The organism is Pseudomonas moraviensis subsp. stanleyae (assembly GCF_036283065.1).
GTDB classification, from domain to species: Bacteria; Pseudomonadota; Gammaproteobacteria; order Pseudomonadales; family Pseudomonadaceae; genus Aquipseudomonas; species Aquipseudomonas stanleyae.
Map to the genome: position 1 here is coordinate 232,469 of NZ_JAADJI010000011.1, position 17,691 is coordinate 250,159.

Annotated in this window: 16 protein-coding genes; 7 read left to right on the forward strand and 9 right to left on the reverse strand. The window is 61.5% G+C overall.

From position 1 onward, the window contains the following. The first annotated feature begins 8 nt into the window (after positions 1–8). Complete coding sequence (locus GXB78_RS21120; RefSeq protein ID WP_329516834.1) at positions 9–1,799, forward strand: ATP-binding protein; 1,791 nt, start codon at positions 9–11, stop codon at positions 1,797–1,799. Here the strand turns inward: GXB78_RS21120 and GXB78_RS21125 are convergent. The 7 genes from GXB78_RS21125 to GXB78_RS21155 form a co-directional block, all read right to left on the reverse strand. Further along, on the reverse strand, positions 1,796–3,409 hold the full coding sequence (locus GXB78_RS21125) for an EAL domain-containing protein (RefSeq protein WP_329516835.1): 1,614 nt from the start codon (positions 3,407–3,409) through the stop codon (positions 1,796–1,798). The genes GXB78_RS21120 and GXB78_RS21125 overlap by 4 nt on opposite strands. A 75-nt stretch (positions 3,410–3,484) precedes the next feature. Beyond that, entirely contained in the window at positions 3,485–4,267 is a 783-nt protein-coding gene (locus GXB78_RS21130) for an N-acetylmuramoyl-L-alanine amidase (protein ID WP_329516836.1), read from the reverse strand. 101 nt (positions 4,268–4,368) lie between these two features. Further along, entirely contained in the window at positions 4,369–6,384 is a 2,016-nt protein-coding gene (locus GXB78_RS21135) for a GGDEF domain-containing protein (protein WP_329516837.1), read from the reverse strand. Further along, a complete protein-coding gene (locus GXB78_RS21140; protein ID WP_329516838.1) occupies positions 6,381–7,259 on the reverse strand; it encodes an endonuclease/exonuclease/phosphatase family protein in 879 nt (292 codons plus the stop codon). The genes GXB78_RS21135 and GXB78_RS21140 overlap by 4 nt, the downstream gene beginning before the upstream one ends. A gap of 14 nt (positions 7,260–7,273) precedes the next feature. Then, the gene (locus GXB78_RS21145; protein WP_130910428.1) at positions 7,274–7,915 is read right to left on the reverse strand and encodes a thiol:disulfide interchange protein DsbA/DsbL; all 642 of its coding nucleotides are present in this window, start codon (positions 7,913–7,915) and stop codon (positions 7,274–7,276) included. Between the two features lie 199 nt (positions 7,916–8,114). After that, the gene (locus GXB78_RS21150; RefSeq protein WP_042608292.1) at positions 8,115–8,726 is read right to left on the reverse strand and encodes a c-type cytochrome; all 612 of its coding nucleotides are present in this window, start codon (positions 8,724–8,726) and stop codon (positions 8,115–8,117) included. 30 nt (positions 8,727–8,756) lie between these two features. Continuing rightward, on the reverse strand, positions 8,757–9,062 hold the full coding sequence (locus tag GXB78_RS21155) for a c-type cytochrome (protein WP_016772347.1): 306 nt from the start codon (positions 9,060–9,062) through the stop codon (positions 8,757–8,759). Positions 9,063–9,253: 191 nt separating this feature from the next. Between GXB78_RS21155 and yihA the strand changes: the two genes are divergently transcribed. Next, complete coding sequence (gene yihA / locus GXB78_RS21160; protein ID WP_329516839.1) at positions 9,254–9,898, forward strand: ribosome biogenesis GTP-binding protein YihA/YsxC; 645 nt, start codon at positions 9,254–9,256, stop codon at positions 9,896–9,898. A gap of 421 nt (positions 9,899–10,319) precedes the next feature. Here the strand turns inward: yihA and polA are convergent, their stop codons facing one another. Then, the gene (gene polA / locus GXB78_RS21165; protein WP_329516840.1) at positions 10,320–13,124 is read right to left on the reverse strand and encodes a DNA polymerase I; all 2,805 of its coding nucleotides are present in this window, start codon (positions 13,122–13,124) and stop codon (positions 10,320–10,322) included. Positions 13,125–13,198: 74 nt separating this feature from the next. On the opposite strand from polA, the gene GXB78_RS21170 reads away from it, so the two are divergent. Both GXB78_RS21170 and GXB78_RS21175 read left to right on the forward strand, forming a co-directional pair. Further along, complete coding sequence (locus GXB78_RS21170) at positions 13,199–13,486, forward strand: DUF2782 domain-containing protein (RefSeq protein ID WP_329516841.1); 288 nt, start codon at positions 13,199–13,201, stop codon at positions 13,484–13,486. Between the two features lie 53 nt (positions 13,487–13,539). Then, positions 13,540–14,493: a homoserine kinase gene (locus GXB78_RS21175; protein WP_329516842.1), complete on the forward strand. Its 954-nt coding sequence runs from the start codon at positions 13,540–13,542 to the stop codon at positions 14,491–14,493. Between the two features lie 128 nt (positions 14,494–14,621). On the opposite strand, the gene GXB78_RS21180 is transcribed toward GXB78_RS21175, so the two are convergent. After that, entirely contained in the window at positions 14,622–15,542 is a 921-nt protein-coding gene (locus GXB78_RS21180; RefSeq protein WP_329516843.1) for a zinc ABC transporter substrate-binding protein, read from the reverse strand. 66 nt (positions 15,543–15,608) lie between these two features. Here GXB78_RS21180 and GXB78_RS21185 point away from each other — a divergent pair, with 66 nt between their 5' ends. The 3 genes from GXB78_RS21185 to znuB are packed head-to-tail and all read left to right on the forward strand — an operon-like array spanning position 15,609 to position 17,657. Next, entirely contained in the window at positions 15,609–16,091 is a 483-nt protein-coding gene (locus tag GXB78_RS21185; RefSeq protein ID WP_137214546.1) for a Fur family transcriptional regulator, read from the forward strand. Then, complete coding sequence (znuC, locus tag GXB78_RS21190; RefSeq protein ID WP_039757132.1) at positions 16,091–16,876, forward strand: zinc ABC transporter ATP-binding protein ZnuC; 786 nt, start codon at positions 16,091–16,093, stop codon at positions 16,874–16,876. Before GXB78_RS21185 ends, znuC begins: the two co-directional genes overlap by 1 nt. Next, a complete protein-coding gene (gene znuB, locus GXB78_RS21195) occupies positions 16,869–17,657 on the forward strand; it encodes a zinc ABC transporter permease subunit ZnuB (protein WP_016772340.1) in 789 nt (262 codons plus the stop codon). Before znuC ends, znuB begins: the two co-directional genes overlap by 8 nt. Positions 17,658–17,691 lie beyond the last annotated feature (34 nt).

The window sequence follows — 17,691 nt, forward strand, 5'->3', positions numbered from 1 at the left end:
ACTGCGCGATGAAACTGGCGATCAAGCTGCGCACGCGCCTGTTCCTGAGCATTTCCGCGTTGATCACCGTGGCCTTGCTCGGGCTTCTGCTCGGGCTGGTCAGCGTGATGCAGATGGCCGGGTCGCAGGAAGCGCTGGTGCGCAGCAATTTCGTCACCCTGGATCTGGGCCTCAAATTGCGCCAGACCCTCGGTGATCAATTGATCATCATGCTCGCCGAAAAGCCCGACCCCGTTGCGTTCGAGGCGTCCAAGCAGCATTACTTCCAGTTGCTCGACCAAGGCATCGCCCAGCAGCAGGAGGGCGACGACCAACCTTACGGGTTCCGCCAGGCCAAGGCCGATTACCTCAACTTCCTCGCCTCATTCGACGTGACTGCCGAAGCGGCGAAAGACGCCAGCACCAGCGCGGATTTCCGCGAGCGCTTCAATATCCTCCGTAATGGGTTGATCACTGAGCACAAACACGCACTGGACAGTATCAACGAGGTGCAACACGCCGCGCGTGAACGCGCGTTACTCATCGCCGGGCTGCTTGGTCTGGTCGGTCTGGCGGTGTTGATCATCGGTTTCGTCACTGCTCAGGGTATTGCCCGACGCTTTGGCGCGCCGATCGAAGCGCTGGCCAAGGCTGCCGATAACATCGGCCAGGGTAACTACGACGTGACCCTGCCGATTTCCACGGCCATGGAAGTCAACCTGTTGTCGCGGCGCTTTGGTCTGATGGCCGAGGCGCTGCGCGAACATCAGGCGATGAATGTCGATGAGCTGTTGGCCGGTCAACAACGTTTGCAGGCGGTACTCGACAGCATCGATGACGGCTTGCTGATGATCGATCGGCAAGGCCAGCTCGAGCATCTCAACCCGGTGGCTCAGCGCCAGTTGGGTTGGGAAGATGATCGTCTCGGCCAAGGCCTGGGCACTGCACTCGGCCGCCCGGAACTGGATGCACAACTGCAACTGGTGCTGCGCGGCGGCACGCTGGAGCGGGCGCCGGAAGATCTGAGTATCGAAGTCGATGGCGAATCGCGCCTCCTGACTTATAGCCTGACGCCGGTCAGCCACACCCAAGGGCATATTCTCGGTGCGGTCATGGTCCTGCACGATGTCACCGAACAGCGTGCATTCGAGCGGGTTCGCAGCGAATTTGTGCTGCGCGCTTCCCATGAATTGCGTACGCCGGTGACGGGCATGCACATGGCCTTCGGGCTGTTTCGTGAGCGGGCCAAGTTCCCGGCGGAGTCGCGCGAGGCTGACCTGCTGGATACGGTCAATGAAGAAATGCAGCGTCTGATGCAATTGATCAACGACTTGCTCAACTTCTCGCGCTACCAGAACGGTTTGCAGAAACTCACCCTGGCGCCATGTTCCATTGAGGACTTGCTGGAGCAGGCGCAGCTGCGCTTTGCCGACGCGGCTGCGGCCAAAGGTGTTGCGCTGAACGTCGAGATTCAAGGGCCGTTGCCACGTTTGCAGGCCGATCAGGCGCAACTCGATCGTGTCCTCGACAATCTCATCGACAACGCCCTGCGCCATACCGCCCGCGACGGCCAGATCCGTTTGCAGGCGCGGCGCCATGGCGAGCGGGTGATCATCAGCGTCGAAGACAACGGTGAAGGCATTGCCTACGGCCAACAGGGGCGGATCTTTGAGCCGTTCGTGCAGGTCGGTCGCAAGAAGGGTGGCGCCGGGCTCGGCCTGGCGCTGTGCAAGGAAATCGTTCAGTTACACGGCGGACGCATGGGCGTTTATTCGCGGCCGGGGCAGGGCACCCAGTTCTACATGGCGCTGGCGGTCTAGGCTTCGTCGTCCATACGCCGCCCGGCGAGGCGCCTGCCGCGGGTGATCAGTTCGATGAACTGCACGGCGCTCAGTGCGTGAGCGAACAACCAGCCCTGACCGAATTTCACCCCCTCACTGCTGAGCAAGGTCGCCTGGGATTCCAGCTCGATGCCTTCGGCAATCACCTTCAGATCCAGCGCCTGCGCCATGTGAATGATGTGCGGCGCGACGCCGCTGCTCGCCGCGTCATGGCCCAGCGCATCAATAAAGGCTTTGTCGATTTTCAGGCAGTCCACCGGCAAAGTCTGCAGGTAGGCGAGGCTGCAATAGCCTGTGCCGAAGTCGTCGATCAGCACCTGATGACCGACGTCACGCAAGGCTTGCAGATTTTCCCGCGCCACCACCACATCGATCAGCCCACGCTCGGTGACTTCGAAGGCAATCTGCCGCGCGGCGACACGGTGCAGCGCCAGCAGGCGCGCCATGACCTGGCCGATGCGCGGCACCATCACATCGCACGCCGCGAGATTGACCGAGATATACAGCTGCGGGTTGGCGCGCAGTAACTGGCCGAGTTGTTCGAGCAAACGCTGCAACACGAAATCGGTCATCTGCCGGATCTGTCCGGTATTCTCCGCCATCGGTATGAACAGATCGGGACTGGTCAGCGTGCCGTCCGGTCGCCGCCAGCGCAGCAGGGCTTCGGCGCCGACGCAGTTGCGGCTGTCGAGGTCGAAGATCGGTTGATACAACACCTGCAACTCACCCCGACGGATCGCCCCGTGCAGCTCGGCATCCAGCGATTGCCGCTGGCGCACCAGCAGCAAGGTCAGAAAGCCGACAATGGCCCCGGCGATCAGGCACACCGGCAACAGCCACCACCACACAGCCGGGACGTGCATGCCCGTGCGCGGCGTAATCAGTACCAGCTGGTATTCCGGGTTGTTGGTGGGCATGCGGTAGATCAGCCGCGTTTGCGTCACCTGCAGCGCATCGCGGCTTTTCGGTGGCCAGGGTTCAGTCGGCGGCCAAATTTGTGCATAGCCGAGCACCGGGATCGCGCGAGTACCGTGATCGAGCACCACCAGCAGGCTGCTGCCGGGCGACAGATCGACCATGTCGGTCAGATGCCCGCGCGAGGTGGCGACGCGAAAGTTCCCACGGCCGAGCATCAGCGCCGCGCGGTTTTCATCGGGTTCGGTGGTGGTGTTCAGCCAATAGCTGTAGGTCGGGCCATGGATGTCCGGCGCGCGATCCAGTGACAGGCCTTCCTGGCGCGGGCGATTGGAGCAGAATCGCGACGCGTCCATATAGGCAGCTTCATAGACGAAGCGATAGTTGAAGGTGACTTGCTGCAAGGTCGCGATCATTTCCTCGTCGCAGCCGCGCAAGGGCTGGGCCTCCAGATCGTCGAGGCTTTCGCGCAACTGGCCGAACAATTGTTCGAGGCGCGCGAGGAAACGCTCACCCTGGGCGTTCATTTCCTGGCTCTCGCGCATTTCCATCTGCCGCATCGCCGCGAACATACCGCCGGCGATCAGCAGGCTGGCACTGAGGACAGCCGCGATCATCGCCAAAAAAACAGGGCGATAGAACCAGCTACGCAGCGTCTCTCGGGTCGCAGCCATCAGGAATTTTCCGAAGAATTACCATGAGTTATAGCTGCTGATTGCAATTTCGCCCTGACCGTCGGGCGGGCGTCATTATTTTGTCTGGTTGAGCACCAGGAGAAGTGCTGCGGTTTGTGCATCCGGCGTGCCGTCAAAGCGGGCAGGGCGATAGTGCATCTGGAACGCGGCAAGGACGTGGCGCGTGGCGACATCCAGTTCGCCGGTCTGCGGCGTGTCGTAACCCAGCCGCGCGAGTTGCGCCTGGAACCAGCCGATTTCCGGCAATGGGCTGGTGTTGAATACAGCCTGCTGCCGCGCCACCGCTTGCTCGTTCGGCCACAGGCCAAGGCCTTCGGCGGCAAGACGTTTCCACGGGAACAGCGGACCCGGATCAAGCTTGCGCAGCGGCGCGATGTCGCTGTGACCGATGATGTGCCGGGGGCTGATGCCGTTGCGTTGGCTGATGTCCTTGAGCAAGGTGATCAGCGACTGGATCTGCGCCTCGCTGTACGGGTACCACAGGCGCCCGGTCGGGGTGTCCTTGTAGCCGGGATTGACGATTTCGATGCCGATGGAGCTGGAGTTCAACCAGGTGCGGCCCTGCCACTGACTCTCGCCCGCATGCCAGGCGCGCTGGTTCTCATCCATCAGCTTATAGATCGTGGCGCCCTTGTCATCGCCGATCAGGTAATGGCTGCTGACCTCGCCATGGGTCAGCAATTGCAGCGAACGCTCCAGCGATGCCGAGGTGTAATGCACTACGACGAACTGGATGCGGCTGTCGTAATTGGCCGAAGGATGAGTGGTGTCGTAGCGCGGGCCGCTGGCGCAACCAGCGAGGAAAAGCAGCGAGGCGACAAGAGAAAGGAGTTTCATGGCAAAGGACGATACGCAGAAGACAATAATGCAACAGTGTAACGTACGGATTTGGCGAGAGGCCGCCAACGGGCGGATTTAAACAAAATGGAACAATTGCCTCAGCCCAGCTCCACACGATTGCGTCCGGCGTTTTTCGCCCGATACAGCGCCTGATCGGCTCTTTTCAGCACCAGATCGCTGTGTTCTCCCACCCTGAAAGAAGCCAGCCCCATGGATATCGTGATGGTCACTCGTTCGCCCTTGAAGTGAAAAGGGCAGGCCTCGATCGCCGCACGCAGGGTTTCCAGCAGTTTCGCGCCTACCGCTGGCGGCGTTGCCGGCAGTAACAGCACGAACTCTTCGCCGCCGAAGCGAGCAATGAAATCCGAGCCGCGCAGGCGTTTGCGCAGCACCGTGGCGATGATCTTCAGCACTTTATCGCCGGCCAGGTGGCCGTAGTTGTCGTTGATATGCTTGAAGTGATCGAGGTCGAGCATCGCCAGACTCAAGGTGTTGCCGTGCTGCTGCCATTGCTGGATTTCATGCGCGAGGCGTTCACTCCACGCCGCGCGGTTGGGCAGGCCGGTCAGCGGGTCGATCAAGGCTTTCTGCCGCTGTTCCTCAAGGTGTTCGCGAAAACCCAGGGCTTCCTGTTCCATATGCGCCACGCGCTCCGACAGGCTCTTGAGTCTGGCGGCGACTTCCTGCTCGCGGGCGTCGCGCTGTTTCTGGTGCTGGTCCATGGTGCCGAGCAGACCCTCCAGATGATTCTCCAGCACATGCTTGAGGTCATCGAGGTCGGCTGCTTGCTGGACGCTGCTCTGCAAGCCGTCGACCTGTTCACGGATCTGCGTGTCCATGGCCCGCGCCGCCGAGCTGTTGTCGGCATGCCCTTCGCTGGCCGCTTGCAGGTTGCTCTGAAACGCTTCGAGGCGTTCGTTGAGTTGTTGCAGATAGGCTTCGAATTCGTGCTGACCGCTGTCGGTAATCGCCAGCATCAAAGTCGCGAGATCGTCGAGGATTGGTAGCAGCTCGTACCAGTTCAGCCCGTGCTTGAGCCGTTCGCGCATGGCCTCGGCTTGTGGGCGGTGACGCTCGGGCAGGGTCAGATCGTCGAGCAGGCCGATCAGCGTGTCTTCGATATGCCTGGCCACGGAGCTGTAGGACGGCTCCGGCGAATCCGGCAGGGCGAAGAGGATGTCGTGTTCCAGCTGATTCGGATCGATGGCGGCCAGGGCTTGGGCGATCGGCTCGGGCACGGGCAGGCTGTCGAGGATCAGCGGCGACGGATCGCCGGGATGGCTCAGTTCGTCGGGGTTGAATGCTTCGGTTGCAAGCGGTGGCGCAACGGGGCCTGGCGCGGCGGGAGCGGCTGGCTCAACCGGCGCCGGCTCGGGTTCAACGGTGACGGCGGGCGTAGAGAACGCAACGATTTGCGGTTCGGGCGCGGCCTGCAGCGGCGCTTCGACGGCGGCGGGAGCCACACTCGCCGGCTCAGCGTCCGCGACCGGCGCCATTTGCGCAGGCTCCGGTTCCGGTTGCGCGGTGGCGACCAGCTGCGGCGCTAATGCTACCGACGGGTCTGCCGTTGGAGCAGCGGCGTCCTCACTGTCACGACTGCCAAACAAACGCTGCAACAACCCCGGACGGCCCGGCTCGGCAGGCGTCTCCAACTGACTCAAGGCCTTGCCCTGCAAGCCACTGAGCTCGCTCAGCAGCAGGGGCATTTCCCGCGCCTGACCGACGCGACTGTCCAGTTGTTTGGCAAATTTCTTCAGCGGTTGCGCGACTTCGCGCGGCAAAGGGAGGGCCTGCAACTGGGTGACCAGCGCGGTCAGCGCGGTGCTGACCTGATCGATGCGGGTTTCGCGGCGCTGCTCTGAGTCGAGTACGGCTTTTTCCAGGCGCGGCAGCAAGGCGGCGAGGCCGGCGTCCATGTCATCGGTGCGCACCACTTCGCGCATTTCCTTCATGCACTGATCGACAGCCTTGTCGGTGCCTTCGGCCGCCAGCGTGCTGCGCACCAGCCCGCGCCGCAGCAGGTCGAGTCGCGCGGCCCAGCGGCGTTCGAGCTTGTCCTGCTGTTCGATGCTCTTGAGGTACTTCTCTTTCCAGCGCTGGGCGTCGTCGCTCATTCACAGGTTCCGCGAGGGGCAGGGCTCAACGCGGGCAATGCGTCGGCCGTGAGCGAACCCGGCAGACGAATTTCCACCGCGACCGGCAGGTGATCGGAAATGGGCTGGGCCAGCACCTCGACCCTTTCCAGGGTCAGGGTCGGGCTGAGCAGAATATGATCAAGGCAACGCTGTGGGCGCCAGCTGGGGAAGGTCGCTTCCACCTGCGGGGCCAGCAGGCCGAGATCGCGTAACGGCGAGTGTTCGAGCAGGTCGCTGGCATGGGTGTTCATGTCACCCATCAGCACCTGGTGCTTGTAACCGCTGATCAAATCACGAATGTAGGCCAGTTGCAGGCTGCGCGTGCGCGCGCCGAGGGCCAGGTGCATCATCACCACCACCAGCGCTTCCGGACCTTCACCGAAGCGCAGCAGGATCGCGCCGCGACCTTTCGGACCGGGCAGCGGGTGATCCTCGATCGCCCACGGCTTCAGGCGACTGAGCACGCCATTGCTGTGCTGGGCCAGTCGACCGAGGTTGCGATTGAGTTGTTGATACCAGTAGGGAAAGGCGCCGAGGTGGGCCAGGTGTTCGACCTGATTGACGTAGCCCGAACGCAGGCTGCCGCCGTCGGCTTCCTGCAGCGCGACCAGATCGAAGTCGCCGAGCAGGTCACCGATTTTCTGCAGATTGCCGGAACGCCCGGTGTGCGGCAGCAGATGCTGCCAGCTGCGGGTCAGGTAATGCCGATAGCGCTCGGTGCTGATGCCGACCTGAATGTTGAAACTGAGCAAGCGCAGACGCTGGTCCGCGGGCAGGCCCGTAGACGCCAGGTGAAGCTCGTTGACCTGCGGATCATGCAGGCCAACGATGCGTTCGGATTTCCAGCGGCGCATGGCGAATGCCGCGCTTAGTTGGCAGCTGCCTTGTTAGCCGCTCGCTCTTTGGCGACCAGATCGTCAGCCAGTTTCAGTGCTTGCTCGGCACCACCGGCAGAGCCGATGTCGAAGCGGTATTTACCGTTGACGATCATGGTTGGCACGCCGGTGATTTCGTACTTCTTGGCCAGCTCACGGGCCTTGACGATCTGACCCTTGATGGCGAACGAGTCGAAAGTGGCGAGGAACTTGTCCTTGTCCACGCCCTGAGTGGCGAGGAAGTCAGCCATGTCGTTCTTGTCGGTGAGCTTCTTGTGTTCTTTCTGAATGGCGTTGAACACGGCGTTGTGCACCTGATGCTCGACACCCATGGCTTCCAGTGTGAGGAACATCTGGCCATGAGCGTCCCATGGGCCGCCGAACATGGCAGGAATGCGCACGAAATTGACGTCGGACGGCAGTTTTTCCACCCATGGATTGATCACCGGTTCAAACGCGTAGCAATGCGGGCAGCCGTACCAGAACAGCTCGACCACTTCGATCTTGCCAGGCACTGCAACCGGGACCGGGTTGGCCAGTTCGACGTAAGGGGCGGCAGGGGCTTCAGCGGCCTGGGCGGTGACGCCGAACAGGCTGGCAGCGACGAGGGCGGCGCTGATGATCAGATTACGCATGCTTTACTCCTGAACAATTTGGGTCGCCTCGCTCGACCTGTTTCGACACAGATCCTGGCGGGCATGAGTGCTGTAGTGTAACGGCAGCGGCCACAAAAAAGGGCGGCCAAAGCCACCCTTTTTATACTTGCTGCGAAGGATTAATCGAGCGTTAACGTGGCAGGCGTTACGCGCCTCGTGCAACCCTCGAATCAGGGTCTCAGTGCAAGCCCTGGATGTAGCTGGAAACCGCAGCGATGTCTTCGTCGCTCAGCTTGCGCGCGATGGTGCGCATGGTCATCGCGTCGCCGTCATTGGCGCGACCGTCGACTTCCTTGCGGAAATCGGTCAGTTGCTTGGCGATGTATTGAGCGTGCTGGCCACCCAGATGCGGGAAGCCTGCAGCGGCGTTGCCGGCGCCATTCGGAGAGTGGCAACCGGTGCAGGCTGGCAGGCCTTTTTCCAGGTTGCCGCCACGGAACAATGCTTCACCGCGCGCGACGATCTTCGGATCGGCGGCACCAACGCTGCCTTTCTGGCTGGCGAAGTAAGCGGAAATGTCAGCGAGATCCTGATCATTCAGGTTGGTCAGCAACCCGGTCATTTCCAGCACCACGCGCTTGCCCGACTTGATGTCGTGCAATTGCTTGTCGAGGTAGCGTTCACCTTGACCGGCCAGTTTCGGAAAGTTCGGCGCCATGCTGTTGCCGTCCGGGCCATGGCAGGCCCCGCACACGGCGGCTTTGGCCTGGCCTGCTGCGGCATCGCCGGCAGCATGGGCGACGCCTGAAATTCCCACGGTCAACAGCAGACTCACGATCAATTTGTTCATCAGCTAATCCAACTACGGCTAAGGGTTAAGTTATGGACCGGGTTTACTCTCGCTCATCCACAGGATGATGGCCTGGTAATCCTCGGCACTGCAGTCCATGCACAAACCACGCGGCGGCATCGCCTTGAAACCCTGGGTCACGTGTTGCACCAGCGTCCCCATACCTTTCGCCAACCTCGGCGTCCAAGCTTCCTGATCGCCTCTTGCGGGCGCCATGGGTAGTTGGCCGGAATGACAGGCACCACAAACACGGTTGTACACAGCTTCCGGATCCTGTGTAGCCTGTGCGCTGTAAAGCGGCATCAAGACTCCGGCAGCCAGCAGCCATTTCGTCATAAAACGACCTTTTCAGGGTTGAGAGCGTTCTGCGTTCTAATGCGCAATCAAAGTCTGGCGCTCTCGTGAACTTCATCCTTCGCTGGGACAAAGCACACACAAAATCTGCGGCATTATATACTGGCGTCACTGAAACGGAAGCGACACCGCGTTCCGCGCCCATTCCCGGCGCCGCCCACATCGGAAATCCCATGCAACTCAAGAATCCCATCCTCGGCCTGTGCCAACAGTCCACATTCATGCTCAGTGCCGCCAAAGTCGATCAATGCCCTGACGACGAAGGCTTCGAAGTGGCGTTTGCCGGTCGTTCCAACGCTGGCAAATCCAGCGCGCTGAACACCCTGACCCACGCCAGCCTGGCGCGCACCTCGAAAACTCCAGGTCGCACACAGCTGTTGAACTTCTTCAAGCTAGACGATGATCGCCGTCTGGTCGACCTGCCGGGCTACGGTTATGCAAAAGTACCGATCCCGCTCAAGCAACACTGGCAGCGCCACCTTGAGGCTTACCTCGGTGGTCGGGAGAGTCTGAAAGGTCTGATTCTGATGATGGACATCCGCCATCCGATGACCGACTTCGACCTGCTGATGCTCGACTGGGCCGTCGCCGCTGGCATGCCGATGCACATCCTGCTGACCAAGGCCGACAAGCTCACCTACGGCGCAGCCAAGAACACTCTGCTGAAAGTGCAGTCGGAAATCCGCAAAGGCTGGGGCGACTCGATCACCATCCAACTGTTTTCCGCGCCAAAACGCATGGGCCTGGAAGAGGCCTACACCGTACTGGCCAACTGGATGGAACTGGCAGACAAAAACACCGAGGCCGCCGGCGAGTAAGACAAGTTCAAAACTGTCTGAGGTGCTGTCAGGCAAGGCAAAAGCACCGCTAAAACGGCCGGGGTCGCGCTCGACTTTAGGGGACCTAAATGAGCATTTTTAGCGGTGCTTTTAACGCGGCATGACGGCATCAAAGCCAGTTTTGAGGCAAAAAAAGCCCCGGGATTCAGTGGGGAGGGAGAATTCCGGGGTCTAAGTTCCGAACCGCTAGGGCGGGGTTCAGATATCTGCCAACACTTAACACAACATAGGAGCATCGAAGGGCTTCACCAGCCATTCAGTACCTCTGAGTGTGCGACCCGCAGATTAGTTCAGATTTTTTTCAAAAAGCTTTGGAATAGCCTCAAGCATTTATCGGTCTAAGCCCGTTTCACCGGGCGCGCCGCGACAGCAGGTCGCGGCGATGCCGCCCGAAAATGACTCAGTGCGCCTCATCCCAGTTATTGCCCACGCCAACTTCCACCAGCAGCGGCACATCCAGTATTGCCGCTTCGCTCATGTGCGTACGAATCTCGGCACTGACCTGCTCGACCAGATCCTCGCGAACCTCCAGCACCAGTTCATCGTGCACCTGCAGAATGACCCGGGCATCCAGCCCCGACGTCGCCAGCCAGTTATCCACCGCCACCATGGCTTTCTTGATGATGTCCGCCGCCGTGCCCTGCATCGGCGCGTTGATTGCCGTGCGCTCAGCAGCAGCGCGTTCTTGCGGCTTGTTCGAGTTGATCTCCGGCAGGTACAGGCGACGACCGAAGAACGTTTCGACGTAACCCTGATCCGCCGCCTGCGCGCGGGTGCGCTCCATGTATTCGCGAACGCCTGGATAACGCGCGAAGTAAGTGTCGATGTAAGCCTTGGCGGTCTTGGTGTCGACGCCGATGTCCTTGCCGAGCTTCTGCGCGCCCATGCCGTAGATCAGACCGAAGTTGATCGCCTTGGCGCTGCGGCGCTGGTCCGAGGTCACTTGCTCAAGCTCGACCTTGAATACCTCGGCAGCGGTCGCGGTGTGCACGTCGAGGTTGTTGCGGAAGGCGTTCATCAGGCCTTCGTCGCGGGACAGGTGCGCCATGATCCGCAGTTCGATTTGCGAGTAGTCCGCCGCCAGCAGCTTGTAGCCCTTCGGCGCGACGAACGCCTGACGAATGCGCCGGCCTTCGGCGGTACGCACCGGGATGTTCTGCAGGTTCGGATCACTCGAAGACAGTCGACCGGTCGAGGCCACGGCCTGATGATACGAAGTATGAATGCGCCCGGTGCGCGGGTTGATCTGTTCCGGCAGGCGATCGGTATAAGTGCTTTTCAGCTTGCTCATCGAGCGGTGCTCCATCAGCACCTTCGGCAAGCGGTGATCGTCCTCGGCGAGTTTCGCCAGCACCTCTTCAGCGGTGGACGGCTGGCCCTTGGCGGTTTTCTTCAGCACCGGCAGGCCGAGCTTTTCATAGAGAATCACCCCCAGTTGCTTCGGCGAGCCAAGGTTGAATTCCTCCCCGGCAATCTCGAAGGCCTCACGCTCCAGCGCGACCATTTTGTTGCCCAGCTCGATGCTCTGGATGCCGAGCAGTTCGGCATCGACGAACGCGCCCTGGCGTTCGATGCGCGCCAGCACCGGCACCAGCGGAATTTCGATATCAGTCAGCACGCTGGCCAGGCTCGGAATCGCGCTGAGCTTCTCGAACAAAGTCTGATGCAGACGCAGGGTGATGTCGGCGTCTTCGGCGGCGTATGGACCGGCCTGTTCCAGGGCGATCTGGTCGAAGGTCAGTTGCTTGGCCCCTTTGCCGGCGATGTCCTGAAAGCTCACCGTGGTGTGGTCGAGGTACTTCTGCGCGAGGCTGTCCATGTCGTGGCGGGTCGCGGTGGAGTTGAGCACGTAGGACTCAAGCATCGTGTCGAAGGCAATGCCTTGCACGCTGATGCCTTCACTCTGATCACCGCCGATCGCGCAGTTGGCCAGGATGTTCATGTCGAACTTGGCGTGCTGGCCGACCTTGAGCTTGTTCGGGTCTTCCAGGATCGGCTTGAGTGCACGTAGCACGGTGTCGCGATCCAGTTGCTCCGGCACGCCGATGTAGGAGTGGGTCAGCGGAATGTACGCGGCTTCGTTGGCCTGCACGGCGAAGGACAGACCGACCAGTTGCGCCTGCTGCGCGTCGATGCCGGTGGTTTCGGTGTCGAAAGCGATCAGCCTGGCGTTGCGCAGTTTTTCCAGCCAGACGTCAAAGCGCGCCTGATCGAGGATGGTTTCGTACACCGCTTCGGCAGGGGCAGCGGCTGCCTCGGCTTGTGGGGCGCTGAACAGATCATGCACGGGCGCAGGCTCGGCCGTCGCGCTCAGTTCCAGGCGCTTGGCGTCGCGATCCAGATCATTGAGCCAGCTCTTGAATTCCAGCAGGGTGTAGAGCTCATAGAGTTTGGCCGGATCTTCCTGACCCATCTGCAGATCGTCGAGGCCGATATCCAGCGGCACGTCGATCTTGATGGTTGCCAGTTGATAGGAAAGGAAAGCCATTTCCTTGTGCTCTTCGAGCTTGGCCACCAGGGTTTTCGCCCCTCGAATCGGCAGGGTCGGCACGATATCCAGATTTTCGTACAGCTCTTTCAGGCCGCCGTTGACGCCGACCAGCAGGCCGGAGGCGGTTTTCGGGCCGATGCCTGGCACGCCCGGAATGTTGTCGGAGGAATCGCCCATCAGCGCCAGATAATCGATGATCTGCTCCGGTGCGACGCCAAATTTCTCCTTCACGCCTTCCACATCCATCGAACTACCGGACATGGTGTTGACCAAGGTAATGTGGCCGTCGACCAGTTGCGCCATGTCCTTGTCGCCGGTGGAGATGATCACCGGCCGATCCGCCGCCGCGCTGCTGCGGGCGAGGGTGCCGATCACATCGTCGGCCTCGACGCCGTCCACGCACAGCAGCGGGAAGCCGAGGGCGATCACGCTCTGGTGCAGCGGCTCGATCTGCACGCGCATGTCATCGGGCATGCTCGGCCGGTTGGCCTTGTATTCGGCGTACATCTCATCGCGGAATGTCCCGCCCTTGGCGTCGAACACCACGGCGAAGGGGCTGTCCGGGTACTGCTTGCGCAGACTCTTGAGCATGTTCAGTACGCCTTTGACCGCGCCGGTCGGCAGGCCTTTGGACGTGGTCAGTGGTGGCAGTGCATGAAAGGCGCGGTACAGGTAAGACGAACCGTCCACCAGGACGAGGGGGGCTTGGCTCATGAGCAGGATCAACCTTTTCGGCGGGTCCGGGGCTAGAATAGCGGGACCGTTGACGACAAAGGGACAAGGTTATCATGCGTACGTTAAATCGCTTGCTGCTGGTCGGGTTGATCGCTGTCTCACCACTGGCCGCGATCGCGGCGGATGATGCGCCGGGCGGCGACCCCGAGGTCACCATCCGCACGGAGGGCGACAAGACCATTCAGGAGTTCCGCCAGAACGGTTTCCTGTATGCGATCAAAGTCACGCCGAAGGGCGCGCCGCCGTACTTTCTGGTACGCGCCGACGGTACGGATGCCAATTTCATCCGCTCGGATCAGCCGGATATGCTGATTCCGTCATGGAAGATCTTCGAATGGTAGGTTTTTAATTCACCCGGCGCCGCGGTTGCAGCGCCCGTACTGGCAGTTAAGACATGTCTGTGTTCACTCCCCTGGCTCGGCCCGAGCTGGAAACCTTTCTCGCCCCTTACGGGCTTGGCCGCCTGCTTGATTTCCAGGGGATCGCCGCCGGCAGCGAAAACACCAATTTCTTCATCAGCCTGGAGCAGGGCGAGTTTGTCCTGACTCTGGTCGAACGCGGCCCGGTGCAGGAGATGCCGTTCTTCATCGACCTGCTCGACGTGCTGCACGAAGCCGATCTGCCGGTGCCTTACGCACTGCGCACCACGGACGGCGTGGCGTTGCGTGAGCTAAAAGGCAAACCGGCGCTGCTACAACCGCGCCTGTCCGGCAAGCACATCAAAGTCGCCAACGCCCAGCATTGTGTACAGGTCGGCGAGTTGCAGGCGCATCTGCACCTGGCGACTCAGGGCGAGCGGATGATCAAGCGCAAGACCGATCGCGGTCTGGACTGGATGCTGGAGGAGGGCGGCGAGTTCCTGTCCCACTTGAGTGATGAGCCGCAGGCCTTGCTGCAAAAGGCTCTCGATGAAATCACTGCGCAGAAGGACCGCATCCTCGCGCTGCCGCGGGCGAACATCCACGCCGATCTGTTTCGCGACAACGCCATGTTCGAAGGCACTCACCTGACCGGGTTGATCGACTTCTACAACGCCTGTTCGGGGCCGATGCTGTACGACGTGGCAATCGCGTTGAACGACTGGTGCTCGGATGAAGCGGGCGTGATCGATGGCCCACGGGCCCGAGCGTTTCTCGGGGCCTACGCGGCGCTTCGGCCCTTCACGGCGGCCGAGGCTGAATTGTGGCCGACGATGTTGCGCGTCGCTTGTGTGCGGTTCTGGCTGTCACGCTTGATCGCCGCCGAGCAGTTCGCCGGGCAGGACGTGTTGATTCATGATCCGCGGGAGTTCGAGCAGCGCCTGGCACAGCGGCAGAAGGTCAGTACGCCGTTGCCTTTTGCCCTCTAAGTAGATTCGCCTAGCAAACACGAACCTGTGGGAGCGAGCCTGCTCGCGAAGGCGGCGGCCCGTTCAGCATTTTTGCTGACTGACCCACCGCTTTCGCGAGCAGGCTCGCTCCCACAGGTTTTGTGTTGTTACAGCGATTCCAGGCACCCGGCCAGATCATTGCCGAGCTTTTCCAGCACCTGCTCATAGCCCTGAGCCGTCGCCGGCGTATAACCACCCAACGCATCCAGTTCCGCCAGTTTCACCGGCAAACCGGCCACCAGCGTTTCCGCCAGACGCGGACGCAACGGTGGCTCGCTGAATACGCAAGTCTTGCCTACTTCCTGCAAACGCTTGCGCATCGCCGCGACATGCTGGGCGCCGGGCTGTACTTCGGCGGCCACCGCGAACACGCCCGCGTGCTTCAAGCCGTAAGCATCTTCGAAATAATCAAACGCCTCGTGAAAGACGAAGTACGGCTTGCCTTCAACATTGGCCAGACGTTTCTTCAAGCGCTGATCGAGCGCATCCAGACGTTCATCGAAGGCTTTGGCATTGCTCTGATAACGCTGGGCATTGGCCGGGTCGGCGGCGCTGAGGTCGGCGGCCATTTTGTCGGCGATCACCCGGGCGTTGTCCGGTGACAGCCATAAGTGCGCGTCCAGCGAGCCGGGGCGATGGTCGTGGTCATGCTCGTCGGCTTCTTCGGCATGGGAATGGTTGTCCGCGCCGAAATGCCGCAGCTTGAGGCCCGGTAGATCCTGCACTGCGACGCTCGGCAGGCTGCGACCGCCGAGTACCCGCGGCAGGAAACCTTCCATGTCCGGGCCGATCCAGTAGAGCAGATCGACCGACTGCACCTTCCGTACGTCGGATGGGCGCAGTGCGTAATTGTGCGGCGACGCACCCGGCGGCAGTAAAACTTCGGGAATCGCTACGCCGTCCTGCACGGCAGCGGCAATCAGCTGCAACGGTTTGATGCTGGTGAGCACTTTGACCTCGGCCTGCGCCGTACCGATCAGCAGAAAACTGGCAGTAAAAGCCACAAAAACAGAAAAAAGTCGGGACACGATGACCACTCAGGGAAGCGAGAACGGGTAACATAATAACGTCTCCAGCAAATCTCGTCGCCGCTCATGCCTATTACACCGATTGCCAGCCGTCCCCACGACCACTCCCATTGCGTGCACAGCGCTCTGTCCGAGGCCGATACCTTGTGCGCGCAGAAAGGTTTGCGTCTGACCGCGTTGCGCCGCCGGGTGCTGGAACTGGTCTGGCAGAGCCACAAGCCGCTGGGTGCCTATGACATCCTCGCCGTGCTCAGCGAACAGGACGGCCGCCGTGCCGCGCCGCCAACGGTGTACCGCGCATTGGATTTCCTCCTGGAAAACGGCCTGGTTCATCGCATCTCCTCGCTCAACGCCTTTGTCGGCTGCGTGCACCCGGAACATGCGCATCAGGGCCAGTTTTTGATCTGCCGTGAGTGCCACGCCGCCATCGAACTTGAGCAAAAAGTGATCAGTGACGCGATCATCAGCAGCGCCAAAGAGGTCGGTTTCATCGTCGAAGCGCAGACGGTCGAAGTGGTCGGCCTGTGCGCCGGTTGCCAGGGGGCCTGATGAGCAACGCGCTGATCCGTCTGGAGCAGGTCGCCGTCACATTTGCCGGGCAGACCGTGCTGGACAACATCGAGCTGAGCGTCGAGCCGGGCCAGATCGTCACCCTGATCGGCCCCAACGGCGCCGGCAAGACCACCCTGGTGCGCGCCGTGCTTGGGCTGTTGAAGCCGAACAGCGGCAGCGTCTGGCGCAAGCCGAAGCTGCGCGTCGGCTACATGCCGCAGAAGCTGCACGTCGATCCGACGCTGCCGCTCTCAGTGCTGCGCTTTCTGCGCCTGGTGCCCGGCGTCGATCGTCCGCGCGCCTTGGCCGCGCTGAAGGAAGTCGGCGCCGAACACGTGATCGACAGCCCGGTGCAGAGCGTTTCCGGCGGCGAAATGCAGCGCGTGCTGCTGGCTCGGGCCCTGCTGCGTGAGCCTGAGCTGTTGGTGCTCGACGAACCGGTGCAGGGCGTCGACGTGGCTGGGCAGGCCGAGCTGTACAGCCTGATCACCCGTCTGCGCGACCGCCACGGTTGCGGCGTGCTGATGGTGTCCCACGATTTGCATCTGGTGATGAGCACCACCGATCAGGTGGTCTGCCTCAACCGCCACGTCTGCTGCTCCGGGCATCCCGAGCAGGTCAGCGGTGATCCGGCATTCGTTGAGCTGTTCGGCAAGAATGCGCCGAGTCTGGCGATCTATCACCACCATCACGACCATGCCCACGACCTGCATGGTTCGGTGGTCAAAGGCCCGCTGAGCGGGCAACCTCATGTTCATGGAGACGGCTGCAAGCATGGCTGATTTTCTCTTGTATGCCCTGCTTGCAGGTCTGGCGCTGGCGCTGGTGGCCGGGCCGCTCGGTTCGTTTGTGGTGTGGCGGCGCATGGCCTATTTCGGCGACACACTGTCCCACGCCGCATTGCTTGGTGTGGCCCTGGGCTTTTTGCTGGATGTCAGCCCGACGGTGGCGGTGACGGTCGGTTGTCTGCTGCTGGCGGTGCTGCTGGTGACTCTGCAACAGCGCCAGCCCTTGGCCTCCGACACGCTGTTGGGAATTCTTGCGCCGAGTACGCTCTCTCTCGGCCTGGTGGTACTAAGCTTCATGCATGAAGTGCGGATCGACCTGATGGCCTATCTGTTCGGCGACTTGCTGGCGATCAGTCCGAGCGACCTGGCCTGGATTCTTGGCGGCACCGCGGCGGTGCTGGTGTTGCTGGTGACGCTGTGGCGGCCGCTGCTGGCGGTCACCGTGCATGAAGAGCTGGCGCGGGTCGAAGGCCTGCCGGTGGCGGGTTTACGCTTGGCGCTGATGCTGTTGATCGCGGTGGTGATCGCGGTGGCGATGAAAATCGTCGGCGTGTTGCTGATCACTTCGCTGCTGATCATTCCGGCGGCTGCGGCGCAGCGTCACGCCCGTTCGCCGGAGCAGATGGCCCTCGGCGCGAGCCTGCTGGGCATGCTCGCGGTGTGCGGCGGGCTGGCGTTGTCGTGGTTCAAGGACACCCCGGCGGGGCCGTCGATCGTGGTGACGGCAGCCGCGCTGTTTCTGTTGAGTTTTGTTCTGCCCCGTCGTGGGGTGTAGACTTGGCCGCTTTTTGCGCAATTAGAGAGTCGCA

Excerpts from the sequence above, each read along its gene's own strand:
- GXB78_RS21120 (WP_329516834.1), top strand. The coding sequence starts at position 9 with ATGAAACTGGCGATCAAGCTGCGCACGCGCCTGTTCCTGAGCATTTCC.
- GXB78_RS21125 (WP_329516835.1), bottom strand. The coding sequence starts at position 3,409 with ATGGCTGCGACCCGAGAGACGCTGCGTAGCTGGTTCTATCGCCCTGTT.
- GXB78_RS21130 (WP_329516836.1), bottom strand. The coding sequence starts at position 4,267 with ATGAAACTCCTTTCTCTTGTCGCCTCGCTGCTTTTCCTCGCTGGTTGC.
- GXB78_RS21135 (WP_329516837.1), bottom strand. The coding sequence starts at position 6,384 with ATGAGCGACGACGCCCAGCGCTGGAAAGAGAAGTACCTCAAGAGCATC.
- GXB78_RS21140 (WP_329516838.1), bottom strand. The coding sequence starts at position 7,259 with ATGCGCCGCTGGAAATCCGAACGCATCGTTGGCCTGCATGATCCGCAG.
- GXB78_RS21145 (WP_130910428.1), bottom strand. The coding sequence starts at position 7,915 with ATGCGTAATCTGATCATCAGCGCCGCCCTCGTCGCTGCCAGCCTGTTC.
- GXB78_RS21150 (WP_042608292.1), bottom strand. The coding sequence starts at position 8,726 with ATGAACAAATTGATCGTGAGTCTGCTGTTGACCGTGGGAATTTCAGGC.
- GXB78_RS21155 (WP_016772347.1), bottom strand. The coding sequence starts at position 9,062 with ATGACGAAATGGCTGCTGGCTGCCGGAGTCTTGATGCCGCTTTACAGC.
- yihA (WP_329516839.1), top strand. The coding sequence starts at position 9,254 with ATGCAACTCAAGAATCCCATCCTCGGCCTGTGCCAACAGTCCACATTC.
- polA (WP_329516840.1), bottom strand. The coding sequence starts at position 13,124 with ATGAGCCAAGCCCCCCTCGTCCTGGTGGACGGTTCGTCTTACCTGTAC.
- GXB78_RS21170 (WP_329516841.1), top strand. The coding sequence starts at position 13,199 with ATGCGTACGTTAAATCGCTTGCTGCTGGTCGGGTTGATCGCTGTCTCA.
- GXB78_RS21175 (WP_329516842.1), top strand. The coding sequence starts at position 13,540 with ATGTCTGTGTTCACTCCCCTGGCTCGGCCCGAGCTGGAAACCTTTCTC.
- GXB78_RS21185 (WP_137214546.1), top strand. The coding sequence starts at position 15,609 with ATGCCTATTACACCGATTGCCAGCCGTCCCCACGACCACTCCCATTGC.
- znuC (WP_039757132.1), top strand. The coding sequence starts at position 16,091 with ATGAGCAACGCGCTGATCCGTCTGGAGCAGGTCGCCGTCACATTTGCC.
- znuB (WP_016772340.1), top strand. The coding sequence starts at position 16,869 with ATGGCTGATTTTCTCTTGTATGCCCTGCTTGCAGGTCTGGCGCTGGCG.